Source organism: Haladaptatus salinisoli, assembly GCF_020614375.1.
Classification (GTDB): Archaea; Halobacteriota; Halobacteria; order Halobacteriales; family Haladaptataceae; genus Haladaptatus; species Haladaptatus salinisoli.
Window position 1 is genome coordinate 179,007 of sequence record NZ_CP085327.1, and the last position, 17,176, is coordinate 196,182.

Annotated in this window: 20 protein-coding genes, 1 tRNA gene and 1 pseudogene; 11 read left to right on the top strand and 11 right to left on the bottom strand. The window is 61.2% G+C overall.

The window, feature by feature from the left end; genetic code table 11:
• Positions 1-33: 33 nt before the first annotated feature.
• Positions 34-1,527 carry an IMP dehydrogenase gene (gene guaB / locus LIX00_RS01015; protein WP_227354331.1) on the bottom strand — a complete coding sequence of 498 codons (1,494 nt, stop codon included), beginning with the start codon at positions 1,525-1,527 and terminating at the stop codon, positions 34-36.
• A gap of 259 nt (positions 1,528-1,786) precedes the next feature.
• Between guaB and LIX00_RS26465 the strand changes: the two genes are divergently transcribed.
• The 6 genes and pseudogenes from LIX00_RS26465 to LIX00_RS26240 all read left to right on the top strand — a co-directional run.
• Positions 1,787-1,993, top strand: coding sequence for a DUF8099 family protein (locus tag LIX00_RS26465; RefSeq protein WP_497007340.1), 207 nt, complete (start codon positions 1,787-1,789; stop codon positions 1,991-1,993).
• Positions 1,994-1,996: 3 nt separating this feature from the next.
• Positions 1,997-2,893, top strand: a complete 897-nt coding sequence (locus LIX00_RS01020; RefSeq protein ID WP_227354332.1) for a DUF5794 domain-containing protein — start codon at positions 1,997-1,999, stop codon at positions 2,891-2,893.
• A gap of 66 nt (positions 2,894-2,959) precedes the next feature.
• Positions 2,960-3,184, top strand: coding sequence for a DUF5795 family protein (locus tag LIX00_RS01025; RefSeq protein WP_227354333.1), 225 nt, complete (start codon positions 2,960-2,962; stop codon positions 3,182-3,184).
• Between the two features lie 43 nt (positions 3,185-3,227).
• A tRNA-Trp gene (locus tag LIX00_RS01030) sits at positions 3,228-3,403 on the top strand.
• Positions 3,404-3,491: 88 nt separating this feature from the next.
• Positions 3,492-3,983 carry a DUF488 family protein, N3 subclade gene (locus tag LIX00_RS26080; protein WP_227355716.1) on the top strand — a complete coding sequence of 164 codons (492 nt, stop codon included), beginning with the start codon at positions 3,492-3,494 and terminating at the stop codon, positions 3,981-3,983.
• A 38-nt stretch (positions 3,984-4,021) separates the two neighbouring features.
• Positions 4,022-4,177, top strand: a pseudogene (locus LIX00_RS26240) (DUF7845 domain-containing protein); the annotation flags it as partial.
• 71 nt (positions 4,178-4,248) lie between these two features.
• Here the strand turns inward: LIX00_RS26240 and LIX00_RS01040 are convergent.
• From LIX00_RS01040 to LIX00_RS01055, 4 genes are all read right to left on the bottom strand, one after another.
• Positions 4,249-4,644 (bottom strand): hypothetical protein, encoded by a 396-nt coding sequence (locus LIX00_RS01040; protein ID WP_227354334.1) that lies wholly within the window; start codon positions 4,642-4,644, stop codon positions 4,249-4,251.
• Positions 4,641-5,171 carry a methyltransferase domain-containing protein gene (locus LIX00_RS01045; RefSeq protein WP_227354335.1) on the bottom strand — a complete coding sequence of 177 codons (531 nt, stop codon included), beginning with the start codon at positions 5,169-5,171 and terminating at the stop codon, positions 4,641-4,643. The genes LIX00_RS01040 and LIX00_RS01045 overlap by 4 nt, the downstream gene beginning before the upstream one ends.
• Complete coding sequence (locus tag LIX00_RS01050) at positions 5,168-6,352, bottom strand: glycosyltransferase (protein WP_227354336.1); 1,185 nt, start codon at positions 6,350-6,352, stop codon at positions 5,168-5,170. The genes LIX00_RS01045 and LIX00_RS01050 overlap by 4 nt, the downstream gene beginning before the upstream one ends.
• 547 nt (positions 6,353-6,899) lie before the next feature.
• Positions 6,900-7,124, bottom strand: a complete 225-nt coding sequence (locus LIX00_RS01055) for a hypothetical protein (RefSeq protein ID WP_227354337.1) — start codon at positions 7,122-7,124, stop codon at positions 6,900-6,902.
• Between the two features lie 108 nt (positions 7,125-7,232).
• Between LIX00_RS01055 and LIX00_RS01060 the strand changes: the two genes are divergently transcribed.
• Complete coding sequence (locus LIX00_RS01060) at positions 7,233-7,466, top strand: hypothetical protein (RefSeq protein WP_227354338.1); 234 nt, start codon at positions 7,233-7,235, stop codon at positions 7,464-7,466.
• Between the two features lie 168 nt (positions 7,467-7,634).
• Here the strand turns inward: LIX00_RS01060 and LIX00_RS01065 are convergent, their stop codons facing one another.
• Positions 7,635-8,453 (bottom strand): plastocyanin/azurin family copper-binding protein, encoded by an 819-nt coding sequence (locus LIX00_RS01065; protein ID WP_227354339.1) that lies wholly within the window; start codon positions 8,451-8,453, stop codon positions 7,635-7,637.
• Positions 8,454-8,570: 117 nt separating this feature from the next.
• Complete coding sequence (locus LIX00_RS01070; RefSeq protein WP_227354340.1) at positions 8,571-11,024, bottom strand: NosD domain-containing protein; 2,454 nt, start codon at positions 11,022-11,024, stop codon at positions 8,571-8,573.
• Between the two features lie 272 nt (positions 11,025-11,296).
• On the opposite strand from LIX00_RS01070, the gene LIX00_RS01075 reads away from it, so the two are divergent.
• Both LIX00_RS01075 and LIX00_RS01080 read left to right on the top strand, forming a co-directional pair.
• On the top strand, positions 11,297-11,554 hold the full coding sequence (locus tag LIX00_RS01075) for a hypothetical protein (RefSeq protein WP_227354341.1): 258 nt from the start codon (positions 11,297-11,299) through the stop codon (positions 11,552-11,554).
• Positions 11,555-11,814: 260 nt separating this feature from the next.
• On the top strand, positions 11,815-13,152 hold the full coding sequence (locus LIX00_RS01080; RefSeq protein ID WP_227354342.1) for an LVIVD repeat-containing protein: 1,338 nt from the start codon (positions 11,815-11,817) through the stop codon (positions 13,150-13,152).
• A gap of 83 nt (positions 13,153-13,235) precedes the next feature.
• Here LIX00_RS01080 and LIX00_RS01085 read toward each other — a convergent pair whose 3' ends face one another.
• The 3 genes from LIX00_RS01085 to ddfA form a co-directional block, all read right to left on the bottom strand.
• On the bottom strand, positions 13,236-13,757 hold the full coding sequence (locus LIX00_RS01085; RefSeq protein ID WP_227354343.1) for a plastocyanin/azurin family copper-binding protein: 522 nt from the start codon (positions 13,755-13,757) through the stop codon (positions 13,236-13,238).
• A gap of 117 nt (positions 13,758-13,874) precedes the next feature.
• Positions 13,875-14,186 (bottom strand): HalOD1 output domain-containing protein, encoded by a 312-nt coding sequence (locus LIX00_RS01090; protein ID WP_227354344.1) that lies wholly within the window; start codon positions 14,184-14,186, stop codon positions 13,875-13,877.
• A 176-nt stretch (positions 14,187-14,362) separates the two neighbouring features.
• Complete coding sequence (gene ddfA / locus LIX00_RS01095; protein WP_227354345.1) at positions 14,363-14,674, bottom strand: DdfA family disk-determining factor; 312 nt, start codon at positions 14,672-14,674, stop codon at positions 14,363-14,365.
• Positions 14,675-14,854: 180 nt separating this feature from the next.
• Between ddfA and LIX00_RS01100 the strand changes: the two genes are divergently transcribed.
• Together LIX00_RS01100 and LIX00_RS01105 are read left to right on the top strand one after the other, a co-directional pair.
• Positions 14,855-16,177 carry a DNA polymerase Y family protein gene (locus tag LIX00_RS01100; RefSeq protein WP_227354346.1) on the top strand — a complete coding sequence of 441 codons (1,323 nt, stop codon included), beginning with the start codon at positions 14,855-14,857 and terminating at the stop codon, positions 16,175-16,177.
• A gap of 26 nt (positions 16,178-16,203) precedes the next feature.
• Positions 16,204-16,479, top strand: coding sequence for a hypothetical protein (locus LIX00_RS01105; protein ID WP_227354347.1), 276 nt, complete (start codon positions 16,204-16,206; stop codon positions 16,477-16,479).
• Here LIX00_RS01105 and tpiA read toward each other — a convergent pair.
• On the bottom strand, positions 16,476-17,120 hold the full coding sequence (gene tpiA / locus LIX00_RS01110; RefSeq protein ID WP_227354348.1) for a triose-phosphate isomerase: 645 nt from the start codon (positions 17,118-17,120) through the stop codon (positions 16,476-16,478). The two genes, LIX00_RS01105 and tpiA, sit on opposite strands and share 4 nt — an antisense overlap.
• Positions 17,121-17,176: the final 56 nt, after the last annotated feature.

The window sequence follows — 17,176 nt, forward strand, 5'->3', positions numbered from 1 at the left end:
GCTGTTCCACTCGCGCCGACGGTGGCGATTGCGCTACTCGTGCGGGCTGTAGTTCGGCGCTTCGTCGGTGATCATCACGTCGTGGGTGTGACTCTCGGTCTGGCCGGCCGGGGAGACGCGGACGAACTCGGCTCGCTCCTTGAACGCCGGAATCGTCTCCGCGCCGACGTAGCCCATGCCGGACTGCATGCCGCCGACGAGCTGGTGGAGTTCGCTCTCGAGGCTCCCCTTGTACGGCTTGGCCGCCTCGACGCCTTCGGGGACGTACTCCTCGTCGTCCTCCGGGTCGTCCTTGAGGTAGCGGTCGCCGTCGCCGCTCTTCATCGCGCCGACGCTCCCCATGCCGCGGTACTGCTTGTACTTTTTCCCCTCGATGGTGATGACGCGACCCGGCGCTTCGTCGGTGCCCGCGAAGTACGACCCGAGCATGACGGCGTCGGCGCCCGCCGCGATGGCCTTGATGGCGTCGCCGGAGTAGCGAATCCCGCCGTCCGCGATGACGGGCACGTCGTGTTCTGTCGCCACGTCGGCCACCTGCGAGATGGCGGTTATCTGGGGCATCCCCGACCCGCTGACGACGCGGGTGGTGCAGATGCTCCCCGGACCGATTCCGACCTTGAGACCGTCTGCGAAGTCGACCATGGCCTCCGCCGCCTCGCGCGTGCCGATGTTCCCGACGACCACGTCGGCGTCGACGGACTCCTTTATCTCCCGCGCGCCGTCGATGACGTTCATGTTGTGCGCGTGGGCGCAGTCGATGAACAGCACGTCGGCGTCGGCCTCGTCGGCCGCGACCGCGCGGTCGGTCTCGAACGGGCCGACGGCGACCCCGACCCGGAGGTGGTCGTCGTCGTCGCGGACCGCCTCGCCGTACTCCCGGCGCTGGAGGACGCCCTGCATCGTGACGAGACCGGTGAGGCGGTTCTCGTCGTCCACGATGGGGACGCGCTCTATCTTGTGCTCGTACATGAGTTCGAGCGCCTCCCGCGCGGTCACGTCCTCGCTGGCGGTGATGACCTCGTCGGTCATCGCCTCCCGAACCTCGTCGCGCTCGCCGACCTCGAGGTACGGTCGGATATCGGTGCCGGAGATGATGCCGAGCACCCCGCCTCCGTCGTCCACGACGGGGGCACCGCTGACGCCTTCCCGTTCCATCATCGCGTCCACCTCGTGGACGGTCTGTTCGGGGTTCGCGGTCACCACGTCGCGGATGATGAGTTCGTCGGCGCGTTTGACCTGCTCGACCTCGGCGACCATCCGGTCGACGTCCATGTTGCGGTGGAGCACGCCGAGACCCCCCTGTCGGGCCATCTCGATGGCCATCTCGCTCTCGGTGACCGTGTCCATCGCCGCCGAGAGCACGGGAACGTTGAGTTCGACGTTCTTCGAGGCGCGCGACCGAACCTCGGCCGAGTCGGGTTCGACGCGGCTCTCTTTCGGACGCAACAGCACGTCGTCGAAGGTGAGCGCCTCCGGTACGTTGAGTTTCTCGGAAAACGGACCGTCGTTCTGAGAATCGTTCGCCATGTAACGCGAACGAGGCGGCCCCTGAAAAACGTTGCGAGATTGTGCTACTCTGGTACGAGGACGCTCGTCTTCTGTACACAGTCGTGCGCATCGCCGCCGAGCGTCCGGTATCGTCGCGGCGGTAACTGAAAAACAGCCGGCGAATGGACGAATCCGGTAAAAGATGGTCAACCCTGATGCCGATTTTCGCTGCTATTTTGCGGTCCATGGGGTCACCTGTCACGCAACACTTAAGCAATAAACGGGGATAAACTCGTGTATGGACTCTACCAGTCCCATTGCAAAGCGCATTGCTGTTCGGACGAGCGACGACTCTTCCAGTCCGACCGCGATTTTTGGGAAAATGCGCGCCACATTTACACTGGTAGGGAAACTCCTCGCGGGAAATCTTCGACCGGTATCGCGGCGTCGGTCGCACCGCAGGTATCATCGCCCTTCTCCCACGGGTCAGGGGTATCGTCGCTAGTCGATGAGTAGCTCTCAACACCCGATCGCCTACCGGTTGGAGCGGCAGGTGGGCGGTACGACGAAGCTGTTGGCGACCGTCATGGGTCTGCCCCTCGTCGACGGAATCTTCCCCGCGATGGTTCTCGCGGGGGCGCTCGACTCGTGGGTCGGCATCGTGCAGGTCGGCCTGCTCGTCTTCGGCGGGAGCGCGACCGTCGCCGTCATCCTCGCGGAGATGGACGGAACGCCCCGCGAGCAGGCGACGACCGTGCTCGCTGTCGGCGTCGGCCTCATCGCGCTGGCGGCGGTCGAAGCCGCGTTCGCACCGACCATCGCGAGCGCGCTGGACATGGCCGTGTTCGAGCGGTTCGCCGCGCTGGTCATCGCCGCCATCGCCGCCAAGACGGCGAGCGCGCGCGTCGGCGAGTTCCTGCCCGGACCCGGCGTCATCATCGGCCTCGGGATGCTCGCCAGCCTCCAGCCCGCGGGCTTCGAACTGGTGACGACGCTCGACGAAACTCGCATCCTCCACGCCGCGGCGGCGGCGGGAAGCGGCGTCGCGTTCGCGCTCGCGGTCGCCTTGCTCGGGCCGTGGCTCCGCCAAGTCGTCGACATCGACCGCTTCCGGTTCGGGAGCGCCGTCGCGCTGGGCGTCCTGCCGCTTTCCATCCTCGGCTTCGCGCCCGGAACCGCGCCGCTGTTCGTGCTCGCGGTCACCAGCCTGCTGGCGCTCGACCCGGGCGATCGAGCGACGACCGATGAGGGCGCGCCCGAGGAACCGTCGAGTTCGTCGGACGCGACGAGCGACCCCGGAGCGCTGGAGGGTGCCGCCGCGGTCACCGACGGCGGCGAGAACTCGGACTCGGCCTACGGTTACCCCGGCGAGGAGGACGGCGACGAGCGCCGTCCGTGGCTGTAACGCCGTTCGGCCGCTCGGGGCGTCACGGCTGCAACGTTTTTCCGTTCTCGCGTTCGTGTTTCGGTGATGACCGAGAATCGCGTCGTTCAGGGACGAATGGTCACGCCGAAGCGGTTAGCCGAGATGATAGAAGGCGAGTCGGTGATGGAGGCCGAACGCATCGAGGACGCGGAGCGGGAGTGCCCGGAGTGCGGCGGCGACGTGCTGAAGGTCGGTTACATGCCGAGCGTGACGGCGTACGTCACCGGCTACAAGTGTCAGGACTGCGAGTGGCAGGAACGCGAGGAGTAGAAATCGAAATCCCTTTAGGTAGTTTCCACCTACGAAGGTTTGCGGGGTCGTGGCCAAGCCAGGGATGGCGACTGACTCCAGAGGCTACGCGCCCGGGACGAAACTCCAGACTGATATACCGAGCGAGTGACTGATCATCGCTCGCGTTGACGACCCTCTGGAGTTCCGAGGCGCACCGGAGATATCAGTCGATCGGGGGTTCAAATCCCTCCGACCCCATACTGTAAAAAAGCACTGCGGAGACTTCTGCCGCTACTTACCAAAGGTAAATCCGACAGCAACGGGTGTATTGCCCAACGCCGAGGAGGTGACTCGGCGTGAGTTCCGACGAGTTCGAAGGCGACCTTCGAACGACCTACGTGTCCGCAATTGGTTCTGTCGTCGAGCCGCACGACGACGACCTCGTCCTTGGCGTTATCCGCCAAAATACGACTTCTTCGAGCGCACCGTTGACAGAAACTGCCCAGCGCTCGCACCGCCCCGCAAACTGCTCAACCAGTTCAAAAAGGTCGAGAAAGCCGCCGAGTCCGACGGCATTCCAGACCCAGCACGCGCCGCCTGGGCCTCCGTATCCTGTTGGGAGCGGTACCTCGGGTTCCTCGAAAGACCCGGCCCTCGGCAGTGTATCAAGGGCATCCGCGACCGCCTCGACGACGGCCAAGATGTCTGGCTCGTCTGTCTCGAAAAAGACGACACGTTCTGTCACCGCCGACTGCTCGCGGCGCGGGTGCGTGGGAGCTCACCGACGCACTGGAGCGAGTTACACGAGCTGCCGGAACAAGAGTTCGCTAAGAATTAGCCTGCTACTCTCGACGACTTCGAAGGGGGTGAGACGGCGTGACCCATGTCGCGCCCGCTCCCCACGAGTTCAAAGCCAACCTCAACTTCGTCAAACACGGCCCCTCACCGTATTGGGCGCTCTCTTCGTTGCTCATCAACCAGTACGATGGCTATGCCGACGAACTTGAGTTCCAGATTCGAGGCGAGACGTGGAAAGTCCGTTTCTTGTTGATCCATCTTCAGCAAATGGCGGCTGTTCTCGTTAAGTGCGCCCTACCTATCTCTCAAATGGATTCGTCATTAACTTCCTCACGAAGCATTTCGATTTGGTCTTGTAATTCGGTGAGCTTTCGCTGGTTTTCCATCGTTTCGCGGAAGTTGGGGGATCGGTTCTCGTGGCCGTTCTGGTGCTGATCGTACGTAATCTGAGATGGGTGCATGATCACATAATCGATTGCGATAATCGCGGGGACGAGGATGACTGCCACGAACCCCAACCACGCCAGCACACTCGGAAAGCGACTACTGATGGCAGGACTCGTCTCGTACAGTACGAGCATGAGCGTTGTCGTGTTCATCATTCCCAAGTAGAACTGCAATCGCTGACCGTAGGTACGCAGACCGCCAATCCACCGAAGCGTGCCAGTATTCACCCACTGGTCTATCTGTGGAAGGTTCATCGGTGGATTCTCCGGTACTGCGCCGTCAATTCGCCAGAACCACATCGATGTACTGCAAAATTCGGGAAGCCGTTTGCGATTACCTGAAGGAGGCCGGAAAATCGCCGGAGTGGGGGTAGAAACCACACGTCGATATCCCGATTAACGAGTTCGAAATCGGTTTCTGGATCCCACGGTCGCCGGTTCTTTCGACAATAAATCTCGGGAGTAGTGTACGTCCAGAATTGCTTGTGGTCGGGATCTGTCCGGGCATTTTCTCCGAGCGGAATGGTGACTTCTAACCATCCCCCGTCAGCCAAAACTCGTCCTGCTTCGGTGAAGAAGTGCTCTGGGTCTTCCAGATGCTCGAAGCAGTGGTTGACGACGAGACCACGAACGCTTGCCTCGTCGAGCGGCCACTCTCCTTCTAAATCGAATTGATGGTTGTGTACATCGGATGGCCGGATATCGTGGGTTTCTGTTGCCCGGGGATCTGGCTTTTCGCCCGCACCAAGGTCGATGATTGGTTGTTGTTTGGCTTGACTCATCGAGCCCCACCATCAGACACGACCTGTTGCTGTCCTGTGCTCGCTGCACTATCAACCTCGGTTGCATCCATCCACGGAGGGACAATTCCTGTGCGGTCTTGAGCCTCTTTGACAGCCTCATGCATCCCTCGTCGGAATTGATGCACACTAAAGCGGTCGTCTGCGAACTGAGCAATTTCAGTGTCAGACCACTCGACACCCTCCGCTTCGAAGTGATCGATACACTCCTGAAGGTGGCCGACACCTCGTTCGAATGTGTATCCGTTTTCACCATCGAGAATTTGGTATTTCGTGAATCCCTCGTTCACCCCGAGAACGGGCGTTCCGGCGGCCATTGCTTCGATGGGACTCATGCCAAAGTCCTCATTCAGTGCGGCGAAGACGAACCCTTTCGCGCCGGCGAGCAACTCTCGTTTTCGTGTCTCCGTGACGAAGCCCTCAAAGTGGATATTCTCCTCGGCAATCCGTTCGAGCCGGTCTTTTTCCGGGCCTTTTCCAGCAATGCGCAGTTCGTGTCCGGAGCGGTTGAACGCCTGGACGATCTCTTCAATCCGCTTTGGCCCATCCAATCTAGAGACCGTCACATAGTAGTCCTGTGTCGGCGCGTCCGTGGGACTGTATTCACGGGTGGGTATCGGTGGATAGACGATGCGGAGCTGGTCGTCTGGGATGTTCCAGTTCTGGTCAATCCGACGCGCAACGCGGTCGGAGTTTGCGATATGTAAGTCTGGAAATTGTGTCCGCGGGAAGTACAGTGCCCGTTGGATGTGCGTGGCCGTTCGACCGATAAACCCGTCTACTTCATGGTAGAGATCCCGGAAGAAGCGTGGCGGAGAGTGTGTGTACGCAATTACCGTTTGGTGGTCCCGGGGTTGCCACCATAGCGGTTCATTTCCGCTTGTGATGATCGTGTCGTACTGGGCCAGCTCACTGTCTGCGTTGTCTCGCCAGTGGAAACAGTGGCCGATTGCCCGCATAATCCCTCCTCGATTCATCAGCCCGTGGTAGCGACTGTTGGGTTTGATGATGCGGATGTCGAGGTCGCTTCCTTCGGGTTGGTTCGAAGGGTCGCCATGAGCGATGTAGAGGGGGCAGTCGAAGGTGCGCGCGAGTTCCTCGGCGAGGATTTCACCGCCGCCCCGAACGTCGTAGTCTTTGTGTGCGATTGCTATGTTATTCATCGTCTAAATTACTCCTTTGAGCGTCTACAATTCCTGTGGTACCTGCTTTGTAATTCCACACATGGATTATCCGGATTTTACTAGTACTTCTCTCCATAGTTAGATAGTAAATCACCACTATCTGATATAGTACTTGTTAATATGTGTTGTCTTTAAAACATCATCTGGAACCACTCGTTCTCGTAACTTAGCATGTTGTGCTAAGCAACGATGCTCGATAATACGGTTGTTAGCGGACAACCTCTGCGGGTGTTCTGCATGGCCGACTGTGAGAAGGAAACGATAGAACTACCGACGCACGGACGCGCCGAAGCGGTCGCGTGTGCGTGGTTGGGTGTTACGTCACTTTGTGCGGCGCAGGTGGGGTTGGCCGCCTTCCAGTCGAGTGATTAGTTTTACGGAAACTCCCTGAAAGTAAAATAGTTTGTATAAGAACAGGATAGTTGACACGGCCAAGAATCAGCGTAACCGCTACCCAAAAGAAACACCGGTACGCAAAACACCCACTGGACGAGAACGCCGCCACGCCCCAAAACCACACCGACGATCAGATATTCTCGATGAATATGACGAAGCCCTTTCCAAACACGAGCGTCCCAAACACCAAGATGAAACCAGCCGCCGTCGGGTGAGCGCCCGCCCAGCTAATCCATCCCGGCGTCAGAAACTGCTCAAGCGTCAATTGCCCACTCGTAAAGCGCATGAAGCGCCCGACCATGACGAAAAGTGCAATCACCGCTAATCCCCATCCGATTGATTTTCCATAACCCATACCTACATACAAATATTTTCTGTAGAATTATAAATGTTATCCTACAAAAGGGTTGTTTCCCCCACTCATAATGCTGCTCTTGGGGATGGCGGCGTTCTCGACCAGTAAGTGAGTAAATACGTCCCAAATCTTCTCCCTCTATTACTGCTCAGATTCGTCACTCAGCTATACAGAAACAAGGCAGCGACCTTGGCGGTGGCTGCATCGATATTGAGTGCTGGTATATTCTCGCTGTTGGAGGGAATGTACGTTCTTGGTGGCGTCGAAGTTCTCGTTGCTGCTGGGCTGCTCGTTCTCTACGGTTTCCTCACACCCGTGAATTGCAGTGGATCGTTCGATTAGGTTGCGGGTGCGGACCAGTACCTCCACTACCTCGGCAGGTGTCGAACTCGGTAATTCCACTTCGCGGGATGGAAGATGATTTCAACGGGGCAAAAAGACTGGAGGAACCGTCCTCCGGACCATCCCGCGGAGGGCTTCTCGTCAGCGGGGGAAGCAACGACCGGCGGATTATTCGACGACCAACGTTCCGGTCATCCGGGCGGCCTTGTGCGGCTGACAGAAGTACTCGTACGTTCCGGGCGTGGTGAACGTGTGCGAGTACGTGTAGCCGGAATCGTACGTCTTGGTCTTGCCGCCCGGCGCCCCCTTCCAGTTCGCTCCCTGGGGTTGGGTTTCGGGAACGACGTTGTGGAGGTCCGATTCCCACTTCCACGTGACGGTCGTGTCGCGGGAGATTTTGGCGGCCTTGGGTTCGAATAGCAGATCACCGTTCGGGCCGACCGCTACCGTGATCTCACTCCGTCCGGTCAGATCCGTGACCGTGCGGGGTTCTTCCGACGCCGTCTGCTCCCCCTCTTCCTCCGATTCGGTGTGCGTTTCGGTTTTCGTCGGCGAATCGGTCACTTCGACTTCGCCGGTCATTCCCGCAGCTAAGTGGGGCTGACAGTAATACTCGTACCTTCCCTGAGTTTCGAAGGTGTGCGTGAAGCTGAAGCCGGTGTCGTACGTTTTCGCCGGATCACCTGGCGACCCAGTCCAGTTGGCGTTTTTCGGTTGCGTTTCAACGACGATGTTGTGGATGTCGGACTCCCAGATCCACTCGATGGTTCCGCCCGGCGGAATCGTCACTTCCGCCGGTTCGAACGTATATGTCCCTCCCGGGCCGACCTTAACGGTCGCATCGGGTTCGGTGGTTGTGGTGGTAGTCGACGTCTCGGCGTTCGTCCCACCGGGATTCGCTGACGAGAGACAGCCAGCGAGCGTTGCACCGGTGAGCGTTGCGCCGGTGACCGTGAGGAACGTGCGGCGGTCGAGATCGTGGTTCATGGGTGAAGTCCATTGGTGACTAACATCTTTTTGGTAAAAAATACCGGTACCGATTCTCAGGTCCTGAAAATCGGCTTCGTAGAAGCGAATTCCGCTATCCAGTACGATTTGGCACACCTACTCCGGCCGGTCGTCCCCGTTTTTATCGCGCCGGTCTTCGGAGAAGAGGTCACGGGCGAGCGCACCGACGTCGCCTTGGGTCAGTTTCCCATCCCGGTCGAAATCCAGCGCCGCGACCTGTTCGTCGTTCAGATCGAGGTGATCGCGCTGGTAGGTCGCGATGATCGCCAACGCAGCCACGTCCCCGGATGTAAATCGACCGTCGCCGTTGGCGTCTTCGTAGAGTCCGTCGCCGGTGAGATCCTGTGGCGGATCGAATTTGAAGAGAACGACGCCGCGCTTTTCGATGACTAGCGGGTTCGGGAAGACCGTCTTCTCCCCTTTGACGGCTCTCCCGGAGAGCGCGACTGTAATCGTCGGGTCGTCCGTATCGTTGTTCGTTATCCGGAGCGTCGCCGTCTTCTTGCTCGGGCGGGTCGGCGCGAACTCGATGGTCACGTTGCGGCTCTCGCCCGATTCGAGACTGAACGGTGCGGCAGCGCCTACGATGTCGAAATCACTCGCATCGCGGCCGACGATGTCGGTCGCGCTGACGTCGAGCGGGGCGGTACCGCTGTTCGTGACGGTGACGTTCGCGGTCGCCGTATCGCCGGTGGGGACGGTGCCGAAGTCGACGGCGGAAGGTGAGACGGTGATGTTAGGCTGGCGCGTCAGCGGAAGGAAGTCGGTGTTGTTGACGCCGAAGTCGTTCGGTTCGTCGCAAAACCCGTCGTTGTTGGCGTCGGCGCACGTTTGGCTGAATCCGGTTCCGTTCGGCGTCGCGTAGTAGTTTCCGCCGAGGAACGGCCCGCCGATGACGTTGGGACCCGATTGCTCGGAGACGTTCCACGCGTTCGGTGCGCCGGTGGTCAACTCGACGTTGCGGCTGTTGTTCAACGCGTTGTCGAAGAGGAGATTCGACGTTGAGTTCGACCCGGTCACCGCGACGCCCGCGGCGCCGCTTCGGGCGATTACGTTCCGTCGAACGGTCGCGTTCGAGGTGTTTTCGAGCCGCAGCCCGACTTCACCGTTCGCGGCGATCGCGTTGTTCGTAACCGTCGCGTTCGTCGCTGACGTCAGGTCGATCCCGTGCCGGCTGTTGTTGACGATCGCGTTCTGACGAACGGAAAGATCGCTAACGTTGCGCGTACGGACGCCGTCATCGTTCCGACGGAACTCGTTGCTGACGAGCTCGATTCCGGTTCCGTCGGCGACGGTAACACCGCCTCCGTTATCGTTGTCGGTCGCCGTGTTGTTCCGGAGGTGTATGTTCGAGGAATCAGAAACCACGAAGCCACCGCTGTTGTTGGTCGCGGTGTTGTTCTGAAGGTGTACGGCCGAGGATCTGAAGAGCGTAAAGCCACCCTCTCCGTTACGGGTCGCAGTGTTGTTTCGGAAGATTAGCTTCGCGTTCGGTAAGCTGTCGACGACGGAGAACCCGTCCTGAGTGTTGTCGGTCGCAACGTTGTTTTGAACGATTCCATCCGTGTAGGTGGCAAAGTAAAAGCCCCGGCCGTAGTTGTTACTCGCGGTGTTATTCAACAGGGTTATATTCGACGCATAAACACTGAAGCCGACGTCGTTGTCGGTCGCGGTGTTATTGCGGACGAACGAATCCGAGGAGTTTTCGAAGTCAAAGCCTTGACCGGTTCTGATGGCGGTGTTGTTCCGAAGCGTCGCCGCGACGGATTCGACGAGGTTGTAGCCGCCATATCTGGTTTCGTTCGCGGTGTTGTTCAACAACGTCGCGCTGGGAGACGACTCGATAATGAAGCCGTCACCGCGTTGATTGAGGGCGGTGTTGTTTCGGAGGGTCGCGTTCCGAGACGACTCGATGATGAAGCCGTCACGGGTGTCGTTCGCCGTGTTATTCCGAAGCGTCGCGGCGGCGGACCCGACGATGTGATAGCTGATTTCACCGAACTTGGCGGTGTTGTTCTCGATCGTCGAATTCGGGGAACCGGAGAGGGAGAACCCGAATCCGATAGAAATCGCGGTGTTGTTACGAAGAACCGCGTCGGCGGTCTGTTCGAAGCTCACCGCGGTGTGCCAGTTAGCGAGGGTGAGATTCTCGACGGTAACGTTCGTTAACTGCTGCTCCGACGAGTACACGCGGATGCCCTGTTCCACGCTTCGCTGCGGGTAACCGTCGATGGTGTGGCCGTTGCCGTCGAGCGTGACGTCGCTGGCGGTGATCCGAATACAGGCGTACGTCGTCGAATTGGTGATGTTCCGCGTTAGTTCGTACTGGCCGGGTCGGTCGATCGTCGTGCAGGAACTGATGGCGGTGGTTTGGGCGCTGGCGGGTCGAACGGCGAACAACGAGGCACTCGTCACCAACGACGCCACGACTAGCGCGGAGAGAATTACCGCGAGACCGCGTCGTTTCCGCGTCGAGTCTTCGAACAACCGATGCCATCGACCGCGTTCGCGGGAGGTTTGCGTTTTCGGCGGAGGGTTCTTTCTTCCCATACTTATTATCCGAATCTGAGTGTCATAAATATTGAGTCTAGGCTGCTAGAATACTCCATTAAACAGTACGAAATATTGTCGGTGAGCGAGTTTTGCTTCGCGACGACACATCATCGAGAGCACCATCACGGGTACCTAACGAACTCTTTTTCCGTAATCGGCGTGAGCGCTGCGTAGCACGTACTCGTCCACCGACGAGCGTACGCTTCAGTTCTATTTCGATCAGCAGCCGCGATGACAAGAAATAAACCCGAAACCGTGGTAATCAAAGCATGGTACCGCTATTCGGGCCGGTTCCGGGCGGGATGGAGTTGGGAGTCATCCTGTTGATACTCTTCATCGCCGTCGCGCCGGCCTATCTCGTCTACCGCGACGCCAGCGAGCGCGGGAGCGATCACGTCTACGCGTGGACCGTGGGCATGATAATCGGCGGCCTCTTCGGGAACCTCCTAGGGAGTCTACTCGTCGGCGGATTGTACTACGCGATCGAAGTACGAGGAAGCGAAAATCCGAGCAGCCGCGGCAGTTAATCCGTCGCTCCTATTACGAGTCCGATCCCTTCGTCGATTGAGCCGTACAGTTCATCCGCGATTTCCGCCGCCTTTCCCGCGAACGACACGCCGCGCACCGCGCGGCGTACGCTCACCCGTCGGCGAGCGGAAAAATGAAACGAAGATGTGGCTGAACTAACCAAAATCGAGGAGTAGGAAGCGGTTGCTCGTTCCGTATTTAATTCAGATGGCGCATAACAAACGGCGAGGGCATCGCATCGAACGCCCAGTGACCACCGATGACCCGCCTGCGTGATTCATCGACCCGCCGTCGGCTGCTCGTACGTACCGGTACGGCCCTCGCGGGAACGTTACTCGCGGGATGTTCGAGTTCGCTGACCGAGAACAACGAAGAAACGACGACCACCACGACCGCGGATAAGGAAAACGTCGACCCGAGTCGACTGACGCTACGAAAGCGGGGGCAGCTACACCCCTCCGCGCGGTCGTCCCCCAGCGGTGGTATCTCGGAGGTGTCGGTTCGGGCCGACGGGCGCTACGCCGTCGTCGGAACCAAGTGGGGGGTGAGCGGCAGCTACCTGGTCGATCTCTCCGACCCGACCGCCCCGAAGCGGGTTCACCACCTCGGCAACGCGAACGACGCGCCGAATTTAGACGTCAAGTTCGACGCTCGGAACGGGCTCTACCACCGAGCGATAGAGCGAACGTGGGACGGAAACTTCGAAATCGTCGACTACGGTCACGGTTCGGGGACGCCGAAGAACCCGAAAGTCGTCGGCACCGTCTCGGAGGGGAAATCGCACAACCTGACGCCGCACCCGACGAAGCCGGTGCTCTACACGGTCAACTACGACCTGAAGACGAACGGATTCGACGTGTACGACGTTTCCGACCCGACGACTCCGCGCAAAGTCGGCCAGCACGGCCCGCAGGGGGCGTGCCACGACATCACCGTCGACCCGAAGCGGGAGTTGCTCTGTTCCGCGTTTCAGGCGGGGAAGTTCATCGGATTCGTCATCTACGACCTGAGCGACCCGCGGAATCCGACCGAGATCGGGCGCTTCGACTACACGAAGCGAAAATCGTACGGCGAGGCGCGAGTCGGCGAGGAAGCGTTCGGGAGCGCACACCACGGTCACTTCGACCCCCGGCGCGACCTGCTCGTCCTCGGGGACGAGCGACCGACGGGAACACCGGGCGGAAAACACGTCTTCGACGTCGGATGGAAGGATGGATCGCTCTCGAATCCGATTCCGGTCGGGTTCACCGTCTCGCCGAACGCGAAGCGCATGGGGGATGACTACGCCGAGCGGTTCGACTGGACGGGACATCACTTCAGTATCGTTCCGCTGGGGAACGCGACGCTCGTCGTGAGCGCCGACTGGCACGAGGGCGTCGTGGCGTACGACATCACCGACCCGACGAACCCGCGGCCGATAGACCGGTATCCGACCGACGACGGCGCGAACGCGCTGACGCCGAACGACAAGGTCGCGCAACTCGGCTCGCCGCCGATGGCGTGGCGGGCGGCGTACAACGCGACGCGCGACCTCGTCGTCGCGAGCGATTCGTTCACCGGACTCTACACGTTCGAACTGGCCGACGGCGGGGGATAATCGAGCGGTAGTTCGGACCGCATCCGCGGCGAAATATCGACGGTTCCGTTCGCGCACCGCGACTCGTTCACCTGTCCGTTTCGCTACCCGCCTTCGAGCTTCACCCGCCCTTTCATCGTTTGCGCGTGGTACTCGCAGAAGTACTGCGCCATCTGTTTCGAGGCGGTGAACGTCACGGTCACCGTCTCGCCTTTCTTCTTCGCGTCGTCGCTCTTGACGAGTTTCTTGTCGCTCTCTTCGAGTTTCCCGTTGCTGTCGTCGACGATGAGCAGTTCGTGTTCCATTCCGTCCAAGTTCTCCCACGTGAGTTTGTACTTCTGCCCCGCCTTCAGGGACAGCGTCGGATTCTTCTCGCCCGCGATGGACTGCGGTTTGCGGCCGACCCAGCCGCTCTGTTTCGCCCCCAGGCGTATCTCCTCGCGGTCGCCGTTCGAACCGCCACTCGTCGTGGTCGAGGTTCCGCCGTCGTCGGTTTTCGTCGTGGTGGTGGTCGTTCCCGAGTCGCCGCCGCCTCCGCCCGTGCACCCCGCGAGCGTCGTGGCGGCGAGGGCGCTTCCGGAGAGGCGGAGAACCGAGCGTCGGGACGGGTAGTTGTTGTCGGTCATCTCTCGGTCGGCGGTTTTCCGCCCGTTTTCAGAAAAACTATTGGCCGTCCAACTGATGTGTGAACCGAAACGAAGTTCGCCGAAAAGTACACGGAGGGGCGTCGGCGGGAAAACGCGCTACTCTTTCACGATTACCTTTCCGCTCGCGTCGACGCTCACCTCGTACACGTCGTAGTGGAAGGTGAGAGAGACGTTATCTCGTGCCTCGCCGTACCGGCGGGTACGGAAGAGCGCTTCGACCGCATCGCAGTTTACCACCGCGTGAAGCGGCGTCATCTCGTGCGGCGCTGCGTCCGTAACCTCCGCGAGAGCGCGGACGATGCCCGCACACGCGTGTCCGTCGGCCATTTCGCGTTCGATGTCGAATACGTACCTCGACGTTGCCTCGGTCGAATCGTCGTCGCTAACGGTCTCGATCTCGATGTCCATATTGAAATCCCTGGAGTCGTTTGAATCGCGCACGGTGTGCTACTACCGTCTCAGAGGGTGACGAACATATAGCTATCGGCGAGTTTCGCACTACCACTAACGAACGATACGATGACAAAATATCACTCGGTGATAACCCAGGCTGGAGCGCGTACCCGTCGTCTCGGCGTCCCCGTTCAGCTGTCGTTCGACGTGGACTTCGTCGAAGCGACCGATTCAGGGAACTCCTTCTCGACGAGTTCGATTCGCCCGTCGCTGTAGACGGTAACTTCGTGTCGCCCGTAGCCGAACGCGACGTGGCCACTCGCACGAGCAGTTCCGTTTTGCGTATCCTCGAACAGCGAGTCGAGCGCGTCCGGGTCGATGATATCGTAGAGAACCGGTCTGATCTCCGTCGGATCGGTTTCTTCGTACTCAGCGATGGCGTGAACGACCCGAAGACTAAGCCGTTCGTCACCGCTAGAGTCGCGGTCGTCGGAAGTGCCCATCTTGCCCGGCGCTACCACACATCCATCAATAAATATAGCGAAATATGGCGCAAACGGAACTGTACCCTACATTAATTTCTTTTGTCTCCGGCAACCCCTAGCGGGTATCGCTCCACGTAGTTGTTCACTTTCGTCCCGCTTTGCACAGGTTAATCCCGATGGCGTTCGAACGGTTCGCCGATGTCGAAGCGCGGCGGACGCTTGCCCGGCGTCGAAGACGAACGCGAGGAGCGTATCGTCCTCCACGTGGATATGGACTGCTTTTACGCGTCCTGCGAGCGACTCCGCGACCCCGACCTCGAAGGCGAACCGGTCGTCGTCGGCATGGGGTACGAGGAAGGCGAACCCCACGGTGCGGTCGCCACCGCGAGCTACGAAGCCCGCGAGTACGGCGTCGAGAGCGCACAGGCCATCAGCACGGCGCTCGAACGGCTCCCCCGAAAAACGACCGCCGACTCCGAGTCGGACGACGACGGCGACGGTGACGACGCGGGTTACTACCGCCCGGTGGATATGGCGTTCTACAAATCGGTCAGCGACGACGTTCGTGCCATCCTCCACGACTGCGCGGACACGGTGCGCGAGGTGAGCATCGACGAAGCGTACCTCGACGTGACCGGCCGCACCGCGTGGGAAGTCGCCGAGGGATTCGCCCGTCACGTCAAGAACCGAATCGAGCGGGAGGTCGGCGTCACCGCGAGCGTCGGCGTCGCCCCGAACATGAGCGCGGCCAAGATAGCCAGCGACCACGACAAACCGGACGGACTGGTCGTCGTGGAACCCGGCACCGTTCAGGAGTTCTTGGCCCCGCTCGACGCGGCGGAACTCCACGGCGTCGGCCCGGTCACCGCCCGCGAACTCCGCGAGATGGGCGTCGGGACGGCGGGCGACCTCGCGGACGCCGACCCGCACGAACTCGCGGAACGATTCGGCGAGCGCGGGCGCGAACTCCACCGGCGAGCGCGCGGCGACGACGACCGAGCGGTGACGCCGACCGGTCGCCCCAAGAGCCTCTCGCGCGAGTCGGCGTTCACGGGTGCGACGAGCGACGCGGAGGAAAAACGAGCGCGCGTCTCGACGCTGGCGACCGCGGTCGCCGACCGCGCCCGCGACCGGGACGCGATGTACCGCACCATCGGCGTGAAGGTCGTAACGCCGCCGTTCGACGTTCACACCCGCGAGCGGTCGCTGCCCGGCCCGGTGGACGACCCCGAACTGGTCGAGGAGGTCGCGCTCGACCTGCTCGCCGAGTTCGACGACGACAGGGTGCGGAAGGTCGGCGTGCGCGTCTCGAACCTCCAGTTCACCGAGAGCGACCAGACCAGCCTCGACGGCTTCGACGCGCCGGAGGCGGCGGGAGAACGAGCGGGGAAGGAAACGGGAGAGCGAACGCCGGACGACCGTAGCGAGGCGGAGGGCTGCGAGACGGGTGAAGAGAGGGGAACCGACGAGCGAGCGCGCGATCGGACCCGCTCCGGGCAGGTGTCGCTTTCGGACTTCTGATAACCGTGGACCTCCAAGCCCGCGGTATGAACAAGCTGGCGCGAGCGGGCGAGGGTCGCTGGCACCTGCCGCGACACGCCCACATCATCGTCTACGAGGCGGAGCGAGGCGACCAGCTCATCACCGTCTACGACTGCGGGGCCGCGCAGAAACCGCCGTCGGCGCAGGTCATCGGGAACCTCGTCCGCGTCCGGGCGGAACACGAACTCGACCCCACCGTCACGGGCTACGTCGTCCGGATGCGGGAGCGGTCGGTGCTCGAAGCGCAGGACGACGACCACTTCGTCGTCGTCTCCGCCTAGAGCGGTTCGACGAGGCTCTCGAGCGCCGCCGTCGGGTCGTCGGCCTTCGCCACGCCGCTCGCCAGCAGGACGCCCTCCGCGCCGAGTTCCCGCGCCGCCACGAGGTCTTCCCCGGTGGAGATGCCCGCGCCGCAGAAGACGCTCACGTCGTCGTCCACCGCCTCGGCCGCCGCCACCGCGTCGGTGACGACGTCCGGGTCGGCCTTGCTGACGGGCGTGCCGGTTCCGATGAGTTCCGGCGGTTCGACCGCGACCGCGTCCGGGCCGAGAGCGGCGACCGCGCCGACTTGCTCGGGGTTGTTCGCGCAGACGGTCGTCCCCAGTCCGACGCGCTCCGCGGCGTCCAGCCCCGCGTCGATGTCGGCGAGTTTGAGCCTGCGCTCCGAGTGGTTGAGCAGCGTGCCGGTCGCGCCCGCGTCCGCGACCGCCTCCGCGAGGGTGCTTCCGGTGTGACTCCCGCGTTCGACGGGGCTGACGTGTTGCCCCCACGTCTCGACGCCGGTCTCCGCGACCCGCGAGAGGTGAGCCGCCTGCGGCGCCACCGCGACGTCGACGTCGCGTTCTTCGCTCACGTCGCGCGCCGCCTCCGCTATCTCGATCGGGTCGCACGGGTAGGCTTTCAGATTGACGAGTACGAACATACCCGGAGCGACTGTCGGCGCGCCCAAATAGATTGCGAGAGCGAAAGCGGGAGCGG

Coding starts and splice junctions, on each gene's coding strand:
- guaB (WP_227354331.1), bottom strand. CDS start 1,527: ATGGCGAACGATTCTCAGAACGACGGTCCGTTTTCCGAGAAACTCAAC.
- LIX00_RS26465 (WP_497007340.1), top strand. CDS start 1,787: ATGGACTCTACCAGTCCCATTGCAAAGCGCATTGCTGTTCGGACGAGC.
- LIX00_RS01020 (WP_227354332.1), top strand. CDS start 1,997: ATGAGTAGCTCTCAACACCCGATCGCCTACCGGTTGGAGCGGCAGGTG.
- LIX00_RS01025 (WP_227354333.1), top strand. CDS start 2,960: ATGACCGAGAATCGCGTCGTTCAGGGACGAATGGTCACGCCGAAGCGG.
- LIX00_RS01040 (WP_227354334.1), bottom strand. CDS start 4,644: ATGAACCTTCCACAGATAGACCAGTGGGTGAATACTGGCACGCTTCGG.
- LIX00_RS01045 (WP_227354335.1), bottom strand. CDS start 5,171: ATGAGTCAAGCCAAACAACAACCAATCATCGACCTTGGTGCGGGCGAA.
- LIX00_RS01050 (WP_227354336.1), bottom strand. CDS start 6,352: ATGAATAACATAGCAATCGCACACAAAGACTACGACGTTCGGGGCGGC.
- LIX00_RS01055 (WP_227354337.1), bottom strand. CDS start 7,124: ATGGGTTATGGAAAATCAATCGGATGGGGATTAGCGGTGATTGCACTT.
- LIX00_RS01065 (WP_227354339.1), bottom strand. CDS start 8,453: ATGAACCACGATCTCGACCGCCGCACGTTCCTCACGGTCACCGGCGCA.
- LIX00_RS01070 (WP_227354340.1), bottom strand. CDS start 11,024: ATGGGAAGAAAGAACCCTCCGCCGAAAACGCAAACCTCCCGCGAACGC.
- LIX00_RS01075 (WP_227354341.1), top strand. CDS start 11,297: ATGGTACCGCTATTCGGGCCGGTTCCGGGCGGGATGGAGTTGGGAGTC.
- LIX00_RS01080 (WP_227354342.1), top strand. CDS start 11,815: ATGACCCGCCTGCGTGATTCATCGACCCGCCGTCGGCTGCTCGTACGT.
- LIX00_RS01085 (WP_227354343.1), bottom strand. CDS start 13,757: ATGACCGACAACAACTACCCGTCCCGACGCTCGGTTCTCCGCCTCTCC.
- LIX00_RS01090 (WP_227354344.1), bottom strand. CDS start 14,186: ATGGACATCGAGATCGAGACCGTTAGCGACGACGATTCGACCGAGGCA.
- ddfA (WP_227354345.1), bottom strand. CDS start 14,674: ATGGGCACTTCCGACGACCGCGACTCTAGCGGTGACGAACGGCTTAGT.
- LIX00_RS01100 (WP_227354346.1), top strand. CDS start 14,855: ATGTCGAAGCGCGGCGGACGCTTGCCCGGCGTCGAAGACGAACGCGAG.
- LIX00_RS01105 (WP_227354347.1), top strand. CDS start 16,204: ATGAACAAGCTGGCGCGAGCGGGCGAGGGTCGCTGGCACCTGCCGCGA.
- tpiA (WP_227354348.1), bottom strand. CDS start 17,120: ATGTTCGTACTCGTCAATCTGAAAGCCTACCCGTGCGACCCGATCGAG.